This is a genomic window from Ruegeria sp. CDSB029 (genome assembly GCF_059611125.1).
The window spans coordinates 169,366-186,973 of sequence record NZ_JBXWOX010000006.1; the positions used below are offsets into that span (position 1 = coordinate 169,366).

Consider the following 17,608-nt stretch of genomic DNA (forward strand, 5'->3'; position numbering starts at 1 on the left):
ACTATTAGAGTTTGGTTGATCGTGGCCCGGCTTCAAGGGTTTTCTTGCTCTTGACAGTCACATTTCACGTGACCGTGGCCGTGAGGAAGGCAATTTGGGTACTAGAAGCTGTCTTTTCTAGTCCGAATTTCAGCAAAAACTTCTGCGGGGTCTGAATTTTGCATTCCCAAGTGCGCCTGAATCGCCGGATCTGCGGCCCGCAAGAACGGGTTTGTGGCCTTTTCCAGCGCCATCGTCGAAGGAACCGTGGGTTCTCCGGCAGCCCGCGCGCGGTTGATATCATCAGCGCGTTTTTGCAGCGCAGCATTGGTTGGATCGACGGTCAACGCGAATTTTGCGTTTGATTGCGTGTATTCGTGGCCCGAGCATACGATTGTCTCATCGGGAAGCGCGGCCAGCTTGCTGAGAGAAGCCCACATCTGCGGTGCCGTGCCTTCGAACAAGCGCCCACACCCCAAAGCCATGAGGCTGTCTGCTGTGAAAACAACTGCGCTGTCCGGCATGTAAAAGGCGACATGGCCAACAGTATGGCCGGACACATCCAGCACCCGAATCTGCTCGCTTCCGAATTCAAACGTATCGCCGTCACTGACCTGCTGATCCAGCGGGGGCAGGCGGTACGCATCGGCAGCCGCGCCAACAACTTTGGCCGGGTGTTTTTCCAAAATGGCAGACAGGCCATCCACATGGTCCCAATGGTGATGGGTTAGAAGAACATGGGATAATGTCCAGCCGCGCTTGTCCAACTCGGCCAGAATGGGCCCGGCTTCGGGCGCGTCGACCAGTGCGGTATTGCCGCTTGCGGCGTCATGCGCCAGAAATGCGTAATTGTCGCTGAGACATGGGATGGTGACGACCTCAAGAGGCATGGCCTTTTGCCCTTTCGTTGCTAGACTGCGCCCAGCTAAGCCGATTGACCAGGTGTCTGCAATGCATCTTGATGTGCAGGATTTGAGGAACTTCTACTATCGCAGCACTCTGGGTCGTGCCGCGCAAGCGGCGATCCGTGGGCGATTGATCGAGCAATGGCCCGAGGCCAAGGGGCAAACGGTTGCAGGATTCGGCTTTGCGGTTCCATTGCTGCGTCCTTATCTTGCGGACGCCCGTCGCGTCATCGGCCTGATGCCGGGGCCGCAGGGCGTCATGCCTTGGCCCGCCGGAATGCCCAATGTGTCGGTTTTGACCGAAGAAACCCTGTGGCCCATTGAAACGGGCCATGTCGACAAGCTGATTGTGATGCACGGGCTTGAGACGTCGCAGCGGCCTAGCCAATTGCTGAGCGAGTGCTGGCGGGTGCTGGGGCCGGGGGGGCGCGCATTCTTTGTTGTGCCGAACCGGGCAGGGCTGTGGTCGCGGACGGATAAGACACCATTCGGTTTTGGGCGGCCGTACACGGCTTCGCAGTTGGAGAGCCAACTTAAGGCGCATCATTTTAACCCGGAAAGCCATTGTTCCGCTCTTTACTTGCCGCCATCGTTCAGACGTTTCTGGCTAAAGTCGGCGAGCCTGATTGAAAAGACCGGGCAACGGCTACCGACAATCATGGCGGGCGGCGTGCTGATGGTCGAAGTCACGAAACACATCCGACCGCCCAGTGGAAGTGTCACAAAAGATGCAGAACGTCGTCCGATCAAAGCGCTTGATGGCTTGCTGAAGCCAGCGTGAGCCGTCCAGCCAATTTCCCACTTTAATTTGCGAAAATTGAGGGAAATAGGACACAGGAATCGCAAAAACCTACACTTTCGTAACATTTTTCGTCCGTTTAAGCCGGATAAAAGGGTCGCACCCGGCTTAACTATTTGAAATTAAACATTTTGTGGATAAGCCTGTTGCCGTGATAATATATTGCTAGCTGGGTTCGGCTCTGCTAGACCCCCGGTGATTTTGATCCCCGACCGTCTGGCCGGGGTTTCTTCACGCCCCCGGGGTAGCTGCCGCAACGCGAATTCGGGGCCCAAAATATCGGAAGGGTGGACGTGTCCGAACCAGCTTCGATTTCCACAGGCATCGCCAAGCGCTATGCCACCGCGATCTTTGAGATCGCCAAAGAGAATAATGACCTCGCAGGTCTGGAAACCGGAATCAACGATCTGGCAGCAGCATTGGGCGAAAGCGCCGAGCTGCGCGACCTGATCGCATCGCCTCTGGTGTCTCGCGCCGAACAAGAAGGCGCCATTATCGCAATCGCTGACAAAATGGGTCTGCACGCCATCATGCGTAACACGCTGGCTCTGATGGCACAGAAGCGCCGTCTGTTCGTCGTTCCCGAGTTGGTGCAGGTTCTGCGCGACATGCTGGCGGACGAACGTGGCGAAGTGACCGCCGATGTCGCGTCGGCCAAGGCGCTGACCAAGACACAACTGGAAAAACTGTCCAAGACGCTGTCCGAGCGTGTGGGCAAGACCGTGACAATAAATGCGACCGTTGATGAAAGCCTCATTGGCGGTCTTGTCGTTAAAGTGGGCTCGAAGATGATCGATAGCTCGATCCGTTCGAAGCTCAACTCCCTACAGAATGCAATGAAAGAGGTCGGATAAATGGGAATCCAAGCTGCAGAGATTTCTGCAATCCTGAAGGACCAGATCAAGAATTTTGGTCAGGAAGCCGAAGTGGCCGAAATCGGTCGCGTGCTGAGCGTCGGTGACGGGATTGCCCGCGTATACGGTCTGGACAATGTGCAAGCGGGTGAGATGGTCGAATTCCCCGGCGGCATCATGGGCATGGCGCTGAACCTGGAAAGCGACAACGTTGGTGTCGTTATCTTCGGTTCCGACCGTGACATCAAAGAAGGTGACATCGTCAAGCGCACCAACTCGATCGTGGACGTTCCGATTGGTAACGGTCTGCTGGGTCGTGTTGTTGACGGCCTGGGTAACCCGCTGGACGGCAAAGGCCCCATCGAATCCACCGAGCGTGGCGTTGCTGACGTCAAAGCACCGGGCATCATCCCGCGTAAATCGGTTCACGAGCCGATGGCAACCGGCCTGAAGTCGGTTGACGCCATGATCCCGATTGGCCGTGGCCAGCGGGAACTGATCATTGGTGACCGTCAGACCGGTAAAACTGCCGTTGCTCTGGACGCGATCCTGAACCAGAAAACCTACAACGATGCGGCAGGCGACGACGAGTCGAAGAAGCTGTACTGCGTTTACGTCGCGATCGGCCAAAAGCGTTCGACCGTTGCGCAGCTGGTTAAGAAACTGGAAGAGTCCGGCGCGATTGACTACTCGATCGTTGTGGCCGCAACCGCGTCCGACCCGGCGCCGATGCAGTTCCTGGCACCCTATGCCGCAACCGCAATGGCCGAGTTCTTCCGCGACAATGGCCGCCACGCTCTGATCATCTATGATGACCTGTCGAAACAGGCTGTGTCTTATCGTCAGATGTCGCTGCTGCTGCGTCGTCCGCCCGGACGTGAAGCCTATCCTGGCGATGTTTTCTATCTCCACTCCCGCCTACTGGAGCGTTCGGCGAAGCTGAACGAAGACTTTGGTGCTGGCTCGCTGACCGCTCTGCCGGTTATCGAAACGCAAGGTGGTGACGTTTCGGCGTTTATTCCGACCAACGTGATCTCGATCACCGACGGCCAGATCTTCCTGGAAACCGAACTGTTCTATCAGGGCATCCGTCCTGCTGTGAACACCGGTCTGTCGGTTTCGCGTGTGGGCTCTTCGGCTCAGACCAACTCGATGAAGTCGGTTGCCGGTCCGGTTAAGCTGGAACTGGCTCAGTACCGCGAAATGGCTGCGTTTGCGCAGTTTGGTTCCGACCTTGACGCCGCGACCCAGCAGTTGCTGAACCGTGGTGCGCGTCTGACCGAGCTGATGAAACAGCCGCAATACTCGCCACTGACCAACGCTGAAATCGTCTGCGTCATCTTCGCCGGCACCAACGGTTACCTCGACAAGATCGACGTGTCCGATGTTGGCCGTTACGAAGCTGGCCTGCTGGCGCACCTGCGCGGCAAGCACGCCGACCTGCTTCAGTGGATCACCGACGAAGATCCCAAGATCAAGGGCGACGCTTCCGACAAGATCAAGGCTGCGCTGGACGAATACGCCGCAACCTTCGCTTAAGGGAGAGGCGGGCACATGCCAAATCTTAAGGATCTTAAAAACAGGATCGAGTCGGTCAAATCGACCCGCAAGATCACCAAGGCCATGCAGATGGTCGCGGCTGCAAAACTGCGCCGCGCCCAGGAATCTGCCGAAGCCTCTCGTCCCTATGCCGAACGGTTCAATGCCGTGATGGCGGGGCTGGCGGCATCGGTCGGGGGCAGCGACAGCGCCCCCAAGCTGCTCCGTGGTACGGGCAGTGATGATGTCCATCTGCTGGTTGTCATGACAGCTGAACGCGGCCTGTGTGGCGGCTTCAACTCGAGTATCGCCAAGCTGGCCCGTGTCAAAGCGGAAGAGCTGCGCCTGAAAGGCAAGACGGTCAAGGTTTTGACTGTCGGCAAGAAGGGCCGCGACGCGCTCAAGCGTGATCTTGGCGATCTGTTCGTTGGACATATCGACCTGAGCGAGGTCAAGCGTCTGGGTTACACCAACGCGCAAGACATCGCGAAGGATGTTCTGTCCCGCTTCGACGGGGGTCAGTTCGACGTTGCCACGATCTTCTATTCGAAGTTCGTCAACGTTGTGACCCAGATCCCGACGGCACAACAGGTTATCCCTGCCTCGTTCGAGGACACCGAGGGCGACGACAGTGGTGCCGTGTTCGACTACGAGCCCAGCGAAGAGGCTATTCTGGCCGACCTGCTGCCCAAGGGGGTTGCGACTGCAATCTTCTCGGCTCTGCTCGAAAACGGAGCCTCGGAACAGGGTGCACGTATGTCCGCGATGGACAACGCAACACGCAACGCGGGTGAGATGATCGACAAGCTGACGATCCAGTTCAACCGTTCGCGTCAGGCCGTGATCACCAACGAGCTGATTGAAATTATTTCCGGCGCCGAAGCGCTGTAGAGACAAACCGGAGACGAAACATGGCGAATGCAAAAGGCAAAGTCACACAGATCATCGGGGCCGTCGTCGACGTGCACTTCGAAGATCAGCTGCCTGAAATTCTGAACGCGCTGGAAACCACCAACAACGGCAAGCGCCTCGTGTTGGAAGTTGCTCAGCACTTGGGTGAAAACACTGTCCGCACCATCGCGATGGACGCAACCGAAGGTCTGGTCCGCGGCGAGGCTGTAACCGACATGGGCGCACCGATCTCGGTTCCCGTTGGTAACGCCACTCTGGGCCGCATCCTGAACGTTGTTGGCGACCCCATCGACGAAAAGGGCCCGGTTGAGGCAACCGAATCCCGCGCAATTCACCAGCCTGCGCCGACCTTCGCAGAACAGTCGACCGAGTCGGAAGTTCTGGTCACAGGCATCAAGGTTGTTGACCTTTTGGCCCCTTACGCCAAAGGCGGTAAGATCGGCCTGTTCGGCGGTGCCGGCGTTGGTAAAACCGTTTTGATCATGGAACTGATCAACAACATCGCAAAAGTGCACTCGGGCTTCTCGGTGTTCGCGGGTGTTGGTGAACGGACCCGTGAAGGAAACGACCTGTACCACGAGATGATCGAATCGAACGTCATCAAGCCTGACAACCTGTCGGAATCGCAGGTTGCCCTGGTTTACGGCCAGATGAACGAACCTCCGGGAGCACGTGCGCGTGTTGCTCTGACCGGCCTGACCCTGGCCGAGCAGTTCCGCGACCAGTCCGGTACCGACGTTCTGTTCTTCGTCGACAACATCTTCCGCTTCACGCAGGCGGGTTCCGAGGTTTCGGCTCTGCTGGGTCGTATTCCTTCGGCGGTGGGCTACCAGCCGACACTGGCCACCGACATGGGCGCCCTGCAGGAACGCATCACCTCGACCAAGTCGGGTTCGATCACATCCGTTCAGGCGATCTACGTGCCTGCGGATGACCTTACCGACCCTGCACCGGCAACTTCGTTTGCTCACTTGGACGCGACCACCGTTCTTAACCGTGCGATCTCGGAAAAGGGTATCTACCCGGCGGTTGACCCGCTCGACTCGACTTCGCGTCTGCTCGACCCGGCCATCGTTGGTGAAGAGCACTACAAGGTTGCGACCGACGTTCAGCAGATCCTCCAGCGCTACAAGTCGCTGCAGGACATCATCGCCATCCTCGGCATGGACGAACTGTCGGAAGAGGACAAGCTGACCGTGGCCCGTGCCCGTAAGATCGAACGCTTCATGTCGCAGCCGTTCGACGTGGCACAGGTCTTCACCGGCTCGCCCGGCGTTCAGGTTCCTCTGGATGTCACCATCGCGTCGTTCAAGGCCGTTGTGGCTGGCGAATACGATCACCTGCCCGAGGCAGCCTTCCTGATGGTTGGCGGCATCGACGACGTGATCGCCAAAGCGGAGAAGATGGCCGCAGAAGCTGCCTAAGGAGCAAACCTGATGGCAAACACGATGCAATTTGACCTCGTCAGCCCCGAGCGAAGCCTTGCTTCGCTCAGCGCGACCGCGGTCCAGCTTCCCGGCGCGGACGGAGACATGACGGCAATGCCTGATCATGCCCCCACCATCACGACGCTGCGCCCGGGCATCCTGAAGGTCGAGGCACCCGAAGGGTCCAGTGAATACCTGGTCACCGGCGGGTTTGCTCAGATCAATGGCGATGGCCTGTCGGTTCTGGCCGAAAAAGCCATTCCGGTCGCCGAAGTGACACGGTCGCATCTGGACGATCTGGTCGCCGAGGCGCGTGCTTCGCACGAAGCAGCCAAGGCAGGCGATGATCAGACAATTGTCGATGACGCTGCCAAACTGCTGGCCGACATGGAAGCCCTTGGAACGCATATGAGCCTGTAAGGCTCACCGCATTCCGACAGTTAGAAACGGCCCCGTTAATACGGGGCCGTTTTTTTATCGTGATTTTATCAATGCGACGGGTTAAGGTCTGGATTTACATAGATAAAGACAAATCAATGAAGACGTTTCGAACCCATCCAATTGGTATTGACCAAGGCGAGGCAGTTATTTTTTCCGAATTCGCCGATGGTGGCGAAATGTGGACGGGCGAAGGACCGCGCCAGAGGCGGTCGAGTGTTGTTTTCAACCAACCGTTTCGATCCAATCCGGTGGTTCAGATCGGTGTCTCTTTGTGGGATGTGGATACATCTTCCGCTCTGCGCGCCGAAGTCACGGCTGAAGACATCACACCAGAGGGCTTTAGCGCCGTTTTCCGCACATGGTCCGATACACGGATCGCCCGAATACGGGTCACATGGACCGCAATCGGAGAGGTGGCCCATGACGACGATTGGAATATCTCTTAATACTGAGGGTCAATCATATGGCACCACCTCTGTTTCCATTCGCTCGTAGTTACTGCAAAGCGGAATAGAAGTACTCCATTAACTGCTCGGGCAATCCTGTAAAAAGGACTATCGAAAAGGTCGCCAATGCGCCGATTGCAAAATACACCGGAACTCGGCCAAGCGCATATCCACGCAGAAATACGCAAACGAGTCCGATGAGTATCGAAGAAACAAGCAAAGAAATCGAAACCACTAAAGTACTCTGAAAGACCTCAAACGCGGTCTCAGTTGCAACTCTTGTAGCCATCACCCCTGATAAAAAGCAAATGCATGCACCAACACCGAGTATGAGGCCGAAAACCGAGCTTAGTGTTTGCGCCTTGCCCGATGCTCTTAGGATTTGGGGTTTACCGTTCTCTGAACTTTGAAGCGCAGTGCCATTGCGGGAACTTCGTTTGCTCGAAAAAGCGCGAAAAAGGATGAAGCAACCCGCTAGAAGAAAAACCACGCCACTCAGAGCAAACGCAGTTATGAACCCTAGGCCATTGCTATCGCGAAGCACCTCGTATTCTTCGTTTAGGTCCTTGATAATATATAGTCCCATGCACATTAAGAGAGAACCGGCAAACAGAACAGCTAGGTTCGGTTTCTTTTTTACCTGTGTCGGGGCGGTTTGTGACCCGCCATACAACGTTGCCCGAGGTTGTTGGGATTTGGCGTTGATGCGTTGTATGCGATCGTGAAAATTGGCGTTTGACATAAGGTGATTTCTTTTGGTTTCGCAATAAACTGCAACTTGCTGCGAGAATGTGGTGACAATTGGTTGGGTGGCCTCTCTTGTGAAAGGTTTTCCAGCGGGAGCAAGCGTTGAAATACATCGAAAATGGGGGTGTGACGAGGACAGGCGGGTCCCCTCAACCACCTGCCCGATCCCTAAGGTGGTGGGCGTAATGTGTTTTCATCAGTGCCGTGAACAAGCGTTTTTTGCACTTAGTTTCGCTTCGAAAGGTCTTTGGACTTGAACCCTATCAATCGTTTTCTTCGATCATGTCCACACGGGTTGCGTGACGACCGCCTTCGAACTCGGCCCCCAGAAACGCATCTACGATATCAAGGGCCTGACCTTCGCCCACGACACGCGCGCCGATCGACAGCATGTTGGCGTTGTTGTGCGCGCGGATCATGCGGGCCGAAAAGGCGTCAGAACATACGCCACAGCGAATACCCGGAACTTTGTTGGCCGCCATCATGATCCCCTGACCCGTACCACATAGGACGATTCCAAGGTGGCAATCGCCCGAGGCAACGGCCTGAGCCGCAGCTTTACCGTGGATGGGATAATGTGTGCTTTCAGGCGTCTTGGGGCCGATATCGACAACCTCCCAGCCTTGCGCTGCGATGTGGTCGGCGACCGCTTGGCGCAGCTCGATAGCCGCGTGGTCGCTGGAAAGAACAATGCGTTTTGAGGCTGTCACGGGTACGTCCTGTCTTGCTGTGTTGACAAAAAAGGGCGGCTGTTACGCCGCCCAACTCGGTCAGTCCATGTGATACATCGACTCGTAGATCGGTGTCAGTGTCTTGTCCTCGAACAATGAAGACACGCTTGTTCCGTTCCAGATGTTCAGGATCGCCTGTGTGAAAATAGGCGCGGTTGGCACGATGCGGATGTTCTTGGCGTTGGTGATCTCTTTGGTAGGCTGGATCGTGTCGGTCAGCACCAAAGATTTCATTACAGAATTCGTCACACGTTCGACCGCCGGGCCACTCATGACACCGTGGGTGATATACGAATGTACCTCTTTCGCGCCGTTATCCAGCAGGACCTGAGCGGCCTTGCAAAGCGTACCGGCAGTGTCACACATGTCGTCGACGATCAGGCAGATTTTGTCTTTGACGTCGCCAATCACTGTCATCTCAGCCACTTCGCCAGCCTTTTCGCGGCGCTTGTCCACGATCGACAGGGGGGCGTTGATGCGCTTGGCCAATTCCCGCGCGCGGGCAACGCCGCCAACGTCAGGTGATACGACCATAAGCTCGTCCAGATTGTCCTGGAACTGGTGTTTCACATCCAGCGCAAAAATCGGCGACGCATAAAGGTTGTCGACAGGCATGTCGAAGAACCCCTGAATCTGTGCTGCGTGCAGGTCCATGGTCAGGATCCGCTCGATCCCTGCACCGGTCAGCATGTTGGCCACCAACTTGGCGCTGATTGGCGTCCGCGCCTTGGTGCGGCGGTCCTGACGGGCGTAACCAAAATAAGGGATCACGGCGGTGATACGCTGTGCGGAAGACCGACGCAGCGCGTCAGCGATGATCAGCAGCTCCATCAGGTTGTCATTCGCCGGATTCGACGTCGGTTGGACAATGAACATATCCTCGCCGCGCACGTTTTCGAAAACTTCGACGAAAATCTCGCCGTCATTGAAGCGCTCGACCCGCGCATCGACAAGATTCTGATCGACGCCGCGATACAGGCTCATGCGTCGCGAGATGGATTCGGCAAGAGGAAGGTTGGCGTTCCCAGCGATAAGCTTGGGTTCGTTGAGTGTCGGCATCGGCTGAGGTCCCCGGGCAGCAATGGCAATGTGACAGATTCGTGATGTTGACACCGCTTAGCACGGGTCTAACGTCCAGCAAAGATAACGCAGCGGAGAAAGTGCAGATGACCCAGATTGACTACTATTTTGCGACACTCTCGCCCTATACCTACCTTGCAGGTATGCGGTTGGAAGAGGTGGCGGCGAAACATGGCGCGACGATCAACTACAAACCGCTGGATATTGTCGCTCTGTTTGGGCGTACGGGGGGCACTCCTCCCAAAGACCGCCACATCTCTCGCATCGAATATCGGACGCAGGAACTACAGCGACAGTCCAAGCAACTTGGTATGGAATTCAATCTACAGCCCGCGCATTGGCCGACCAATGCGGCGCCGTCATCCTATGCGATCATCGCTGCGATCAAGGACGGGTCAGGGGATGTTGGCAAACTTGCGCATTCCTTCGTGCGGGCCTGTTGGGCCGAGGAGAAAGACATCGCGCAGGATGATGTGATCCGCGATTGCCTAACGCAGGCCGGTTTTGATCCAGGGCTGGCGGACAGCGGCCTTCTGGTGGGCGCGGAAACTTATGCCGCCAATCTAGAAGAGGCCGTGGACCGCGGTGTATTTGGCGCGCCGTTTTATATTACCGAAGATGATCAGCGGTTCTGGGGGCAGGACCGGCTGGATGATCTGGATCGTCATTTGTCGGAACTGAAGGGGTGAGGGACACCCCCCTGGCAGACAACACTTTTGTCAGAACGTTGGGGCAGGGCGCGCGCGAGGTGCTCGCCCTGCACTGCACAATCGCGCATTCCGGGGCGTGGTCGGGGCTGGCGACGGCTCTAGAGGGCGAGGCGACATTTACGGCCCCCGACATGCCGTCCCATGGCCGCAGTTCCGATTGGGACGGGAGAGGGGATTTCTTTGACCAAGTGATCCAACTGTCGGCCGCGCATCTGACCGAACCGATGGACGTGATTGGGCATTCCTTCGGTGGAATGCTTGCCCTTCGGTTGGCTGTCGAATTTCCGGACCTGGTCCGCAGTGCGGTCCTGATCGAGCCTGTGTTCTTTGCGGTTGCGATTCAGGACACGCCCGATTTGGTGCGGCAACATGATGAAGAGGCGAAACCTGTCTCTGATGCGCTCGCGGCCGGAAATTTTGAGCAGGCCGCCCGTTTGTTCAACCGGATGTGGGGCGCACAGGACGGCCCACGATGGCCCGAATTGCCAGAGCGGACACGCGCGGGAATGATCCGTGGTATTCACGTTGTGCCCGCCGTTGATGACGCTTTGTTCCTTGATCAGAAGGGGATGCTGAACCCTGGCGTTCTCGACCGCGCATCTATGCCGGTTCTGATCCTGAGCGGGTCTGAGACGCACCCCGTTATGCCCGCGATCGGAGAAGGTCTTGCCCGGCGGCTTCCCAATGCCGGAACGGGCGTTGTTTCGGGTGCTGACCACATGGTCCCAATCACTCACCCGGATCAGACGGCTGCCGTCATTCGAAAGTTTTGGGGTGGTCTATCCTGAACCATGTTGTGGACAGGATGACGCCCCTAATCCCTGAAATCACAACAAGCCGATGAACCGGTCGATTTCGTCCGAGTTGATCGACCAGTCGCAGACCAGTCGACAGGCCAGGATCTCGTCGTCATCCGCACCGTCCAGCTCTGCGCCCCACAGATGATAGACCGCACCCGCTTTGTGCAACTGCTTGTGACGCGCGCGCGAAAACTGCGCAAAGATCATATTGGCTTGCGGCTCATGTAGAAAGGTTGCGCCTTTGGCGCGTAGACCATCGGCCAGATGCGCGCAGTTAGCGTTGGCTTGTCGCGCCATCTGCAGCCACAGATCATCGTTCAGATATGCGGCCATCTGGGCGGACAAGTAACGATGCTTGGAGAACAGATGCGCACCACGCTTGCGCCGCAGTTCGAATTCCCAGGCCTTGGATTCGTCAAAGAAAACCACCGCTTCGACGCCCATCAGACCGTTCTTGGTGCCACCGAAGCTGACCGCATCGACGCCCGCTTTCCATGTCATCTCGGCAGGAGAGCAATTGAGCGTGACAAGCGCGTTTGTGAATCGGGCACCATCCAGATGAACTGGCAGGTCGTATTCTTTGGCGATACTGCACAGCTCCTCCAACTCGGCCAGTGAGTAAACCGAGCCACGCTCTGTCACCTGAGTTATCGACACGGGCCCACGCTGGGGCCCATGCACGCCACGTGTTTCTTCGGCCAAAATCGAGCGGCGTAGCGCTGCGGGCTCCATCTTGTCGCCGCCCGGCACGAGTGTAAGCTTTGCGCCGCTATAGAACTCGGGCGCGTTGCATTCATCCTCATGGATATGCGCGACAGGTGAACAGAACACGGTTTCCCATGGGTTTGAGAGCGTCGCCAGAGCCAGCGAATTCGCGGCTGTCCCGGTGGCCACCAGATAAACTGCGGCCCCTGGCGCTTCGAAGATTCCGCGAATACGATCGCGCACTTCGTTCATCAGGGTGTCCGCGCCATAGGCCATTTGATAGCCTTGATTGGCTTCGTTCAATGCGGCCATGACCTGTGGGTGAACCGGACCGGAATTGTCAGAGGCGAAATACATCAGCTGGGTTCCTCAATGATATAGTCTTCCCACTCTTCCAAGGGGGTTTCGAATTCGGACACCGTGCGCCCCTGAACTGACATGCCGGCGGCGTGCACGCTGTCCGGTGTACCTGATATCAGGGGATGCCAGTCGTAAAGCGGTTTCCCCTCCCACAGCAGCCGATAGGCGCAGGTTTCGGGCAGCCAATAGGCGTGATCGTCGATGTTGTTGGGCTTCATCACGATGCATTCCGGCACGAATTGATGGCGGATATCGTATTGCGTGCAGCGGCAGGTCTCATCGTCCAGCAGACGGCAGGCGACGCAGGTCAGGGCGACCTCGCCGGTGTCCTCATCCTCAAGTTTGTTCAGGCAGCACTTGCCGCAGCCGTCGCACAAGGCTTCCCATTCGCGCTGGTTCATCTTGGTCAGCGGTTTGCGTTCCCAGAACCGGGGGGTAAGACCTTTGCGATCAATCGGGTCGGCGGTCATAGCGCGGCCAGCAGGGTGCGCGCCTTGTCGCAATCGGCATCCATTTGCGCGATCAGGACATCCAGCCCGTCAAAGGTCATCTCGGGGCGCAGGTAATCGACCAACCCGACGGACAGGGTCGAGCCATACAGGTCGCCAGAGAAATCGAACAGGAAAGTCTCAATATTCGCGACTTCTCCGTTGAACATGGGGCGCACGCCAACCGAAGATGCTCCGAGATAGCTGCCCTGATGGGGGCCATCGAGCACATCGACCAGCACCGCATAGACACCGAATTTTGGTGGGTGCAGCCCTTCAATGGACATATTGGCGGTAGGGAACCCAAGCTCGCGCCCGCGTTGTTCACCGCCGATCACCTCGCCCTCGACCCGGTGCCAATGGCCTAGCATCGCTGCGGCGTCGCGCGGGCGGCCATCAGAAAGTGCGGTGCGGATCCCGGTTGAGGATACGACGTCATCAGATCGTTCCATCAAGGGTGCAATGGTGACATCGAATCCCATCTCTTGCCCGAACCGGACCATGTCTTCGGCGGTCCCGCTTCGACCTTTGCCGAAACAGAAATCCGCGCCGACCACCACGTGCGATAGACCAAGCCCCTCGCAGATGACATTGCGAGCAAATTCTTCAGGCGTCAGACCGGCAAGCGCCGCATTGAACGGCAATTCGTACAGCTTTTGCACGCCCAGTTTCTCCAACCGGTGCGCACGTGCGTTTCCGCGCATCAGACGAAAAGGTGGGGCATCGGGTGCAAAGTACTCGCGAGGGTGAGGCTCGAACGTCAGAACGCCAAGCGGAGCATCCGGGGCCACGCGTTGTGCCAGTTCGATCACCGACTGATGGCCAACATGCACGCCATCAAAGTTCCCGATTGCCACACTGGCACCGCGGTCTTCTGGCTCGACAAACTGGAAATCACGGATGATCTGCATGCAGCTTGCCTAGCGGGACTGGAGACCGGGTTCAAGCACCTGATTGGTCCAAATGCTGCGCAACAAAAAAGGGCACCGTTTCCAGCGCCCTTCAAAAGGATACAGGTATCGAGACTTCAATCGAATTTGCGCGACGGGGCCAGAACCATCGCTTCGCCCACCAACACCTTCTTGCCGTCGACCGCACAGTGACAATCCAGTTTCACGCGACGCTTGGCAAAGTCGATGTCGATCACTTTGACCTCGGCATAGACCATATCACCGGGGCGCACCGGAGCCAGAAATTTGAGCGACTGCCCCATATAGACCGTGCCGTGGCCCGGCAGCTGCTCGCCGATCACGGCCGAGATCAGGCCGGCCGTCAGCATGCCGTGGGCGATACGGCCTTCGAAGATTGTGTCGCGGGCATAGTCGTCGTCCAGGTGTACCGGATTCCGGTCCGTCGAAACCTGCGCGAACATCTCGATATCTTCGTCCGTCACCACTTTGCGCAGGTGGCGGGTCATGCCCATCTCGATGTCTTCAATACAGATCGTGCCGCGTGGAAGATTATCCAACATGTCGCCCTCACTCGAGTTCAATGGGCAACAAAACAACTCAAGTCGCCCCCGTTTGGCAACTTTATTACTTCGCAACTGCAGAAAATCAAGTCTTTTCTGACTACCTCAATCGACCGATTGTGTAGGTAGGATTAATGTTTTCCTTTGCAATATAATCACTTAGAGATTCATGGTGCGGATGATGCTCAGTTTTTGTTTCCGCTGCGGCCAAACCACCCGAGATGAACAGAGAATCAATCCCTTCGCCCATACCACCCAGAATGTCCGTATGCGGGCCGTCGCCGATCACAAGAATGTCGCCATCAGGGATGTCATGACCCAATTCCTGCAGCCTGCGCCGCGCAAGATCATAGATCGGCGGGTGGGGTTTTCCGAAATACAGGCTCTCGCCTCCCATCTCGGTATACAGCTTCGCCAACGCACCCGCGCACCATTCGCGTATCTCGCCCCGGTCGACAACGATGTCGGGGTTGGCGCAGAGCAGCTTCATGCCTTTCTGCTTGGCATAGAGGAAATCGGCGCGATTGACCGCCGGATCCGCCATTGGGTCGAACGGCCCGCAGCAGACGATCCCTTCGGCCTCATCCAGCGGGACACGTTCGATGTGGATCGGATGGTGTAGTATTTTCAGCGGCTCAAAGAATCCCGCGTCGCGTTCCCATTCCCCCATGAAATAGACTTTTTCACCAACCGCCCCACGGAACATAGCGGACCGGGCCGAGTCCCCGCTGGTGGCAATGGTGTCATAGGCATCTGCGGGGACATTGAACTGCCCAAGCTGCTCAGCCACGCCAGCACGCGGTTTGGGTGAGTTGGTGACCAGCACAACGATCCCGCCTTGCGCCCGGTAGTTTTGCAAAGCCGCGACCGCATCGGGATAGGCAGTGATGCCGTTGTGAACGCATCCCCACAGGTCAACGAACAGTGACTTGTAGCGGCCTGAAATCTCGGAAAGCGTGTGGATGATCTGGGTCATGGGAGCCTCGGGACCTGAAATTCTGAGTTGTGACAGCTATGGCAAAGCTTTCACCTCTTGGCCATCCCGCAATATCAATTGCTGGTCGAACACGGTGTGTCTGATCGCGTCATTCGACGATTTCTTCGACATCGGGTGCTTGTTGGACGTTTTCGGTGCCCAATATGATCTGTGCGCCGATCCTGTTCTGGAAACGCACTACGACCAGAAAACCCGGCCCCAGTTCTTTCTGAAGTACGTCGACCAAAGGCGTGTCACGCAGGGCCTCGGGCAGCAAACCGGCGATCGAGGATACTTTGTAAGCCGCTTCAATCGGAAGGTCCACGATCAGCCAAATATCGGCGTGTTTACGTTTGGCATTCACGTCCACGCGGATGATCTCGACCGACACCGGATCGGCCCAGTCCCGGATCGTTTGCGCCAACTGCGCCTCGGTCCGGGTTTCGAGGTAACGGTTGTAGGTCGACTTTCCCAGTTGAAGGACAACGAAGGCCAGGAATGCCAGTGTCACCACCACGCTTGCGGTGAAGTTCAGCTTGCGCCGACCCTTGCTAAACACCACCGCGCGCGCCGCATATACGATGTAAACCGCGCAGGCCGACAGAATGATTGCTCCAAGGTTGGTGGCAAACAGCAGGCCGGCTTCATAGGCCTCGGCGGGCTCGTCGAAATACAGCAAAACACCCGATGCAGACAGAGGTGGCACCAAGGACACGCCGATGGCGGCACCGGGAAGCAGGCTGGCCTCGGACCGGTTGATTTGAACGTAAGCTGCGGCCACTCCGGCGGCGAGGGCAACGATCAGATCCTCGGTGCCCGGATCCGTTCTGGCGAGAACCTGATCGGGGATCAGAATGCCGCGCGGGACGTCTGCGACATAGACAAGAAGCCACGCCAGCAAGACGCTGATTACCGCGGCACCGCAGACAATCAAAGCCAGTTTGAACGCGCGACCCAGCCATCCCATCACCATCGCCGCCGCAACCCCAAGGATCGGGGTCATCAATGGCGCAACAAGCATTGCGGCAATGACGACCGCACCGGAATCTCGCAGCATGCCCATCGTGGCGATCACCACGGATAAGGTCAGAAGCATGGCAAACCGTCGCCAATAGGCAGATTTGTCCTTGCCTTCAAATCTCAGGATGTCGCGTGTGGTGCTGAACTTGCGGGAACTCATGAACGTCGTCTGACCCAATTCGCTGTCTGGCTATTGATGTCAGACTACCAACGGATGCCATTCGCGCAAAACATTAGTAGCAAAGAAAAAAGGCGCCCGGGTGGGGCGCCTTTCGGTTGGGATGTTTGTCCGCGTCAAACCTTGAGGTTCGGGATGATCTGTTTTTTGCGGCTCATGATGCCGGGCAGGACTACGGCATCGCCGTCCACGCTTGCGCCAAAGCTCTTTTCGGCGACACCTTTGACCAGATCGTTGGGTACCAGCAGAGTGGCCTCTTCGTTCAGGATATCGACCACGAACAGCAGAACCTGATCAACGCCATCTTCCTTGGCTACATCAGCCATCGAACCCGCCAGACTGGCCTTGCGGTCCAGAACGACGCCGGGTGCAGTGGTTTCCAGAACCGAAACGCGGAACTTGGTACCGTCGACCTCATATTCCTTGCTGTCCATGCGGATCAGTTCGGCGTCCGAGAAGGACGAGACATCCGATTTGGCTGCGAACATTTCCGCGGCATAGGTCGCGACGTCCAGACCCAGATCAGCGGCCAGATTCTCGGCCACTGCGCGGTCATGTGCGGTGGTGGTGGGAGAGCGGAATTCCAGCGTATCTGACAGGATGCAGGTCAATGCGGCGGCTTTGATGGCGTCGGGCATCTTGGCGGCGTCGTCACCGATCAGGTCCATCATGATGGTCGCGGTGCAAGCCAGCGGGCGTACGGTGATGTCGATCGGGCCTTTGGTTTCCAGGCCGCCGACCAGCTTGTGGTGGTCGATGATTGCCCGGATGTCCGCGCTGTTTACGCTGGCTGGCAGCTCGGCCGGGTTGTTGGTGTCCACGATGACAACCGGCGTGCCCTCGGCCACGTCTTCGATGATGCGCGGCTTGGGCAGGTCCCAGCGCTGCAGCAGGAATGCCGCTTCGGTGTTGGGTTCGCCCAGCAGAACTGGCTCGGCCTGTTCGCCTTTGATTTCGTTCAGGTACCATGACCACAGGATAGGTGAGCCTGTGGAGTCGGTGTCGGGGGATTTATGTCCAAATACGAGCGTTGTCATGTC

Annotated in this window: 20 protein-coding genes; 9 read left to right on the top strand and 11 right to left on the bottom strand. The window is 57.3% G+C overall.

Annotated features, from left to right (window positions below):
* Positions 1 to 101: 101 nt before the first annotated feature.
* On the bottom strand, positions 102 to 869 hold the full coding sequence (gene gloB / locus AC2FI8_RS09485) for a hydroxyacylglutathione hydrolase (protein WP_496778725.1): 768 nt from the start codon (positions 867 to 869) through the stop codon (positions 102 to 104).
* Positions 870 to 930: 61 nt separating this feature from the next.
* On the opposite strand from gloB, the gene AC2FI8_RS09490 reads away from it, so the two are divergent.
* The 7 genes from AC2FI8_RS09490 (at position 931) to AC2FI8_RS09520 (ending at position 7,302) form a co-directional block, all read left to right on the top strand.
* Positions 931 to 1,665 (top strand): class I SAM-dependent methyltransferase, encoded by a 735-nt coding sequence (locus AC2FI8_RS09490; RefSeq protein WP_496738220.1) that lies wholly within the window; start codon positions 931 to 933, stop codon positions 1,663 to 1,665.
* Positions 1,666 to 1,976: 311 nt separating this feature from the next.
* Positions 1,977 to 2,537: a F0F1 ATP synthase subunit delta gene (locus AC2FI8_RS09495; RefSeq protein ID WP_108859262.1), complete on the top strand. Its 561-nt coding sequence runs from the start codon at positions 1,977 to 1,979 to the stop codon at positions 2,535 to 2,537.
* Positions 2,538 to 4,076 (top strand): F0F1 ATP synthase subunit alpha, encoded by a 1,539-nt coding sequence (gene atpA, locus AC2FI8_RS09500; RefSeq protein WP_058275507.1) that lies wholly within the window; start codon positions 2,538 to 2,540, stop codon positions 4,074 to 4,076.
* Between the two features lie 15 nt (positions 4,077 to 4,091).
* Positions 4,092 to 4,967: a F0F1 ATP synthase subunit gamma gene (locus AC2FI8_RS09505; RefSeq protein ID WP_496723962.1), complete on the top strand. Its 876-nt coding sequence runs from the start codon at positions 4,092 to 4,094 to the stop codon at positions 4,965 to 4,967.
* Between the two features lie 20 nt (positions 4,968 to 4,987).
* Positions 4,988 to 6,412, top strand: a complete 1,425-nt coding sequence (atpD, locus tag AC2FI8_RS09510) for a F0F1 ATP synthase subunit beta (RefSeq protein ID WP_108859264.1) — start codon at positions 4,988 to 4,990, stop codon at positions 6,410 to 6,412.
* A 12-nt stretch (positions 6,413 to 6,424) separates the two neighbouring features.
* Positions 6,425 to 6,835, top strand: a complete 411-nt coding sequence (locus AC2FI8_RS09515) for a F0F1 ATP synthase subunit epsilon (RefSeq protein WP_058276005.1) — start codon at positions 6,425 to 6,427, stop codon at positions 6,833 to 6,835.
* Positions 6,836 to 6,951: 116 nt separating this feature from the next.
* Positions 6,952 to 7,302, top strand: coding sequence for an H-type lectin domain-containing protein (locus AC2FI8_RS09520; protein ID WP_282151793.1), 351 nt, complete (start codon positions 6,952 to 6,954; stop codon positions 7,300 to 7,302).
* A 49-nt stretch (positions 7,303 to 7,351) separates the two neighbouring features.
* Here AC2FI8_RS09520 and AC2FI8_RS09525 read toward each other — a convergent pair whose 3' ends face one another.
* The 3 genes from AC2FI8_RS09525 to AC2FI8_RS09535 all read right to left on the bottom strand — a co-directional run bounded on the left by AC2FI8_RS09525 (position 7,352) and on the right by AC2FI8_RS09535 (position 9,839).
* Positions 7,352 to 8,044 carry a hypothetical protein gene (locus AC2FI8_RS09525; RefSeq protein WP_496778727.1) on the bottom strand — a complete coding sequence of 231 codons (693 nt, stop codon included), beginning with the start codon at positions 8,042 to 8,044 and terminating at the stop codon, positions 7,352 to 7,354.
* Positions 8,045 to 8,312: 268 nt separating this feature from the next.
* Positions 8,313 to 8,759 carry a ribose 5-phosphate isomerase B gene (gene rpiB, locus AC2FI8_RS09530; RefSeq protein ID WP_496778729.1) on the bottom strand — a complete coding sequence of 149 codons (447 nt, stop codon included), beginning with the start codon at positions 8,757 to 8,759 and terminating at the stop codon, positions 8,313 to 8,315.
* Between the two features lie 60 nt (positions 8,760 to 8,819).
* A complete protein-coding gene (locus AC2FI8_RS09535) occupies positions 8,820 to 9,839 on the bottom strand; it encodes a ribose-phosphate pyrophosphokinase (protein WP_058275513.1) in 1,020 nt (339 codons plus the stop codon).
* Between the two features lie 107 nt (positions 9,840 to 9,946).
* On the opposite strand from AC2FI8_RS09535, the gene AC2FI8_RS09540 reads away from it, so the two are divergent.
* On the top strand, positions 9,947 to 10,549 hold the full coding sequence (locus AC2FI8_RS09540; RefSeq protein WP_496769105.1) for a 2-hydroxychromene-2-carboxylate isomerase: 603 nt from the start codon (positions 9,947 to 9,949) through the stop codon (positions 10,547 to 10,549).
* Entirely contained in the window at positions 10,546 to 11,358 is an 813-nt protein-coding gene (locus AC2FI8_RS09545; protein WP_496769103.1) for an alpha/beta fold hydrolase, read from the top strand. The genes AC2FI8_RS09540 and AC2FI8_RS09545 overlap by 4 nt, the downstream gene beginning before the upstream one ends.
* Positions 11,359 to 11,397: 39 nt before the next feature.
* On the opposite strand, the gene AC2FI8_RS09550 is transcribed toward AC2FI8_RS09545, so the two are convergent.
* The 7 genes from AC2FI8_RS09550 to AC2FI8_RS09580 all read right to left on the bottom strand — a co-directional run bounded on the left by AC2FI8_RS09550 (position 11,398) and on the right by AC2FI8_RS09580 (position 17,605).
* Positions 11,398 to 12,432, bottom strand: a complete 1,035-nt coding sequence (locus tag AC2FI8_RS09550; protein WP_496778731.1) for a threonine aldolase family protein — start codon at positions 12,430 to 12,432, stop codon at positions 11,398 to 11,400.
* Positions 12,432 to 12,905, bottom strand: a complete 474-nt coding sequence (locus AC2FI8_RS09555) for a YcgN family cysteine cluster protein (RefSeq protein ID WP_496723978.1) — start codon at positions 12,903 to 12,905, stop codon at positions 12,432 to 12,434. The genes AC2FI8_RS09550 and AC2FI8_RS09555 overlap by 1 nt, the downstream gene beginning before the upstream one ends.
* Positions 12,902 to 13,834, bottom strand: coding sequence for a bifunctional riboflavin kinase/FAD synthetase (locus AC2FI8_RS09560; protein ID WP_496723980.1), 933 nt, complete (start codon positions 13,832 to 13,834; stop codon positions 12,902 to 12,904). Before AC2FI8_RS09560 ends, AC2FI8_RS09555 begins: the two co-directional genes overlap by 4 nt.
* Before the next feature lie 116 nt (positions 13,835 to 13,950).
* Positions 13,951 to 14,394 (bottom strand): MaoC family dehydratase, encoded by a 444-nt coding sequence (locus tag AC2FI8_RS09565; protein ID WP_058275996.1) that lies wholly within the window; start codon positions 14,392 to 14,394, stop codon positions 13,951 to 13,953.
* A 100-nt stretch (positions 14,395 to 14,494) separates the two neighbouring features.
* Positions 14,495 to 15,370, bottom strand: a complete 876-nt coding sequence (locus tag AC2FI8_RS09570; protein WP_496723982.1) for a TIGR01459 family HAD-type hydrolase — start codon at positions 15,368 to 15,370, stop codon at positions 14,495 to 14,497.
* Positions 15,371 to 15,479: 109 nt separating this feature from the next.
* A complete protein-coding gene (locus AC2FI8_RS09575) occupies positions 15,480 to 16,550 on the bottom strand; it encodes a DUF389 domain-containing protein (protein ID WP_496723984.1) in 1,071 nt (356 codons plus the stop codon).
* A gap of 134 nt (positions 16,551 to 16,684) precedes the next feature.
* On the bottom strand, positions 16,685 to 17,605 hold the full coding sequence (locus tag AC2FI8_RS09580; protein ID WP_496723986.1) for a manganese-dependent inorganic pyrophosphatase: 921 nt from the start codon (positions 17,603 to 17,605) through the stop codon (positions 16,685 to 16,687).
* Positions 17,606 to 17,608 lie beyond the last annotated feature (3 nt).

Coding starts and splice junctions, on each gene's coding strand:
- AC2FI8_RS09550 (WP_496778731.1), bottom strand. CDS start 12,432: ATGTATTTCGCCTCTGACAATTCCGGTCCGGTTCACCCACAGGTCATG.
- AC2FI8_RS09505 (WP_496723962.1), top strand. CDS start 4,092: ATGCCAAATCTTAAGGATCTTAAAAACAGGATCGAGTCGGTCAAATCG.
- AC2FI8_RS09565 (WP_058275996.1), bottom strand. CDS start 14,394: ATGTTGGATAATCTTCCACGCGGCACGATCTGTATTGAAGACATCGAG.
- atpA (WP_058275507.1), top strand. CDS start 2,538: ATGGGAATCCAAGCTGCAGAGATTTCTGCAATCCTGAAGGACCAGATC.
- AC2FI8_RS09525 (WP_496778727.1), bottom strand. CDS start 8,044: ATGTCAAACGCCAATTTTCACGATCGCATACAACGCATCAACGCCAAA.
- AC2FI8_RS09490 (WP_496738220.1), top strand. CDS start 931: ATGCATCTTGATGTGCAGGATTTGAGGAACTTCTACTATCGCAGCACT.
- atpD (WP_108859264.1), top strand. CDS start 4,988: ATGGCGAATGCAAAAGGCAAAGTCACACAGATCATCGGGGCCGTCGTC.
- AC2FI8_RS09570 (WP_496723982.1), bottom strand. CDS start 15,370: ATGACCCAGATCATCCACACGCTTTCCGAGATTTCAGGCCGCTACAAG.
- AC2FI8_RS09535 (WP_058275513.1), bottom strand. CDS start 9,839: ATGCCGACACTCAACGAACCCAAGCTTATCGCTGGGAACGCCAACCTT.
- gloB (WP_496778725.1), bottom strand. CDS start 869: ATGCCTCTTGAGGTCGTCACCATCCCATGTCTCAGCGACAATTACGCA.
- AC2FI8_RS09520 (WP_282151793.1), top strand. CDS start 6,952: ATGAAGACGTTTCGAACCCATCCAATTGGTATTGACCAAGGCGAGGCA.
- AC2FI8_RS09560 (WP_496723980.1), bottom strand. CDS start 13,834: ATGCAGATCATCCGTGATTTCCAGTTTGTCGAGCCAGAAGACCGCGGT.
- AC2FI8_RS09575 (WP_496723984.1), bottom strand. CDS start 16,550: ATGAGTTCCCGCAAGTTCAGCACCACACGCGACATCCTGAGATTTGAA.
- AC2FI8_RS09540 (WP_496769105.1), top strand. CDS start 9,947: ATGACCCAGATTGACTACTATTTTGCGACACTCTCGCCCTATACCTAC.
- AC2FI8_RS09580 (WP_496723986.1), bottom strand. CDS start 17,605: ATGACAACGCTCGTATTTGGACATAAATCCCCCGACACCGACTCCACA.
- AC2FI8_RS09555 (WP_496723978.1), bottom strand. CDS start 12,905: ATGACCGCCGACCCGATTGATCGCAAAGGTCTTACCCCCCGGTTCTGG.
- AC2FI8_RS09515 (WP_058276005.1), top strand. CDS start 6,425: ATGGCAAACACGATGCAATTTGACCTCGTCAGCCCCGAGCGAAGCCTT.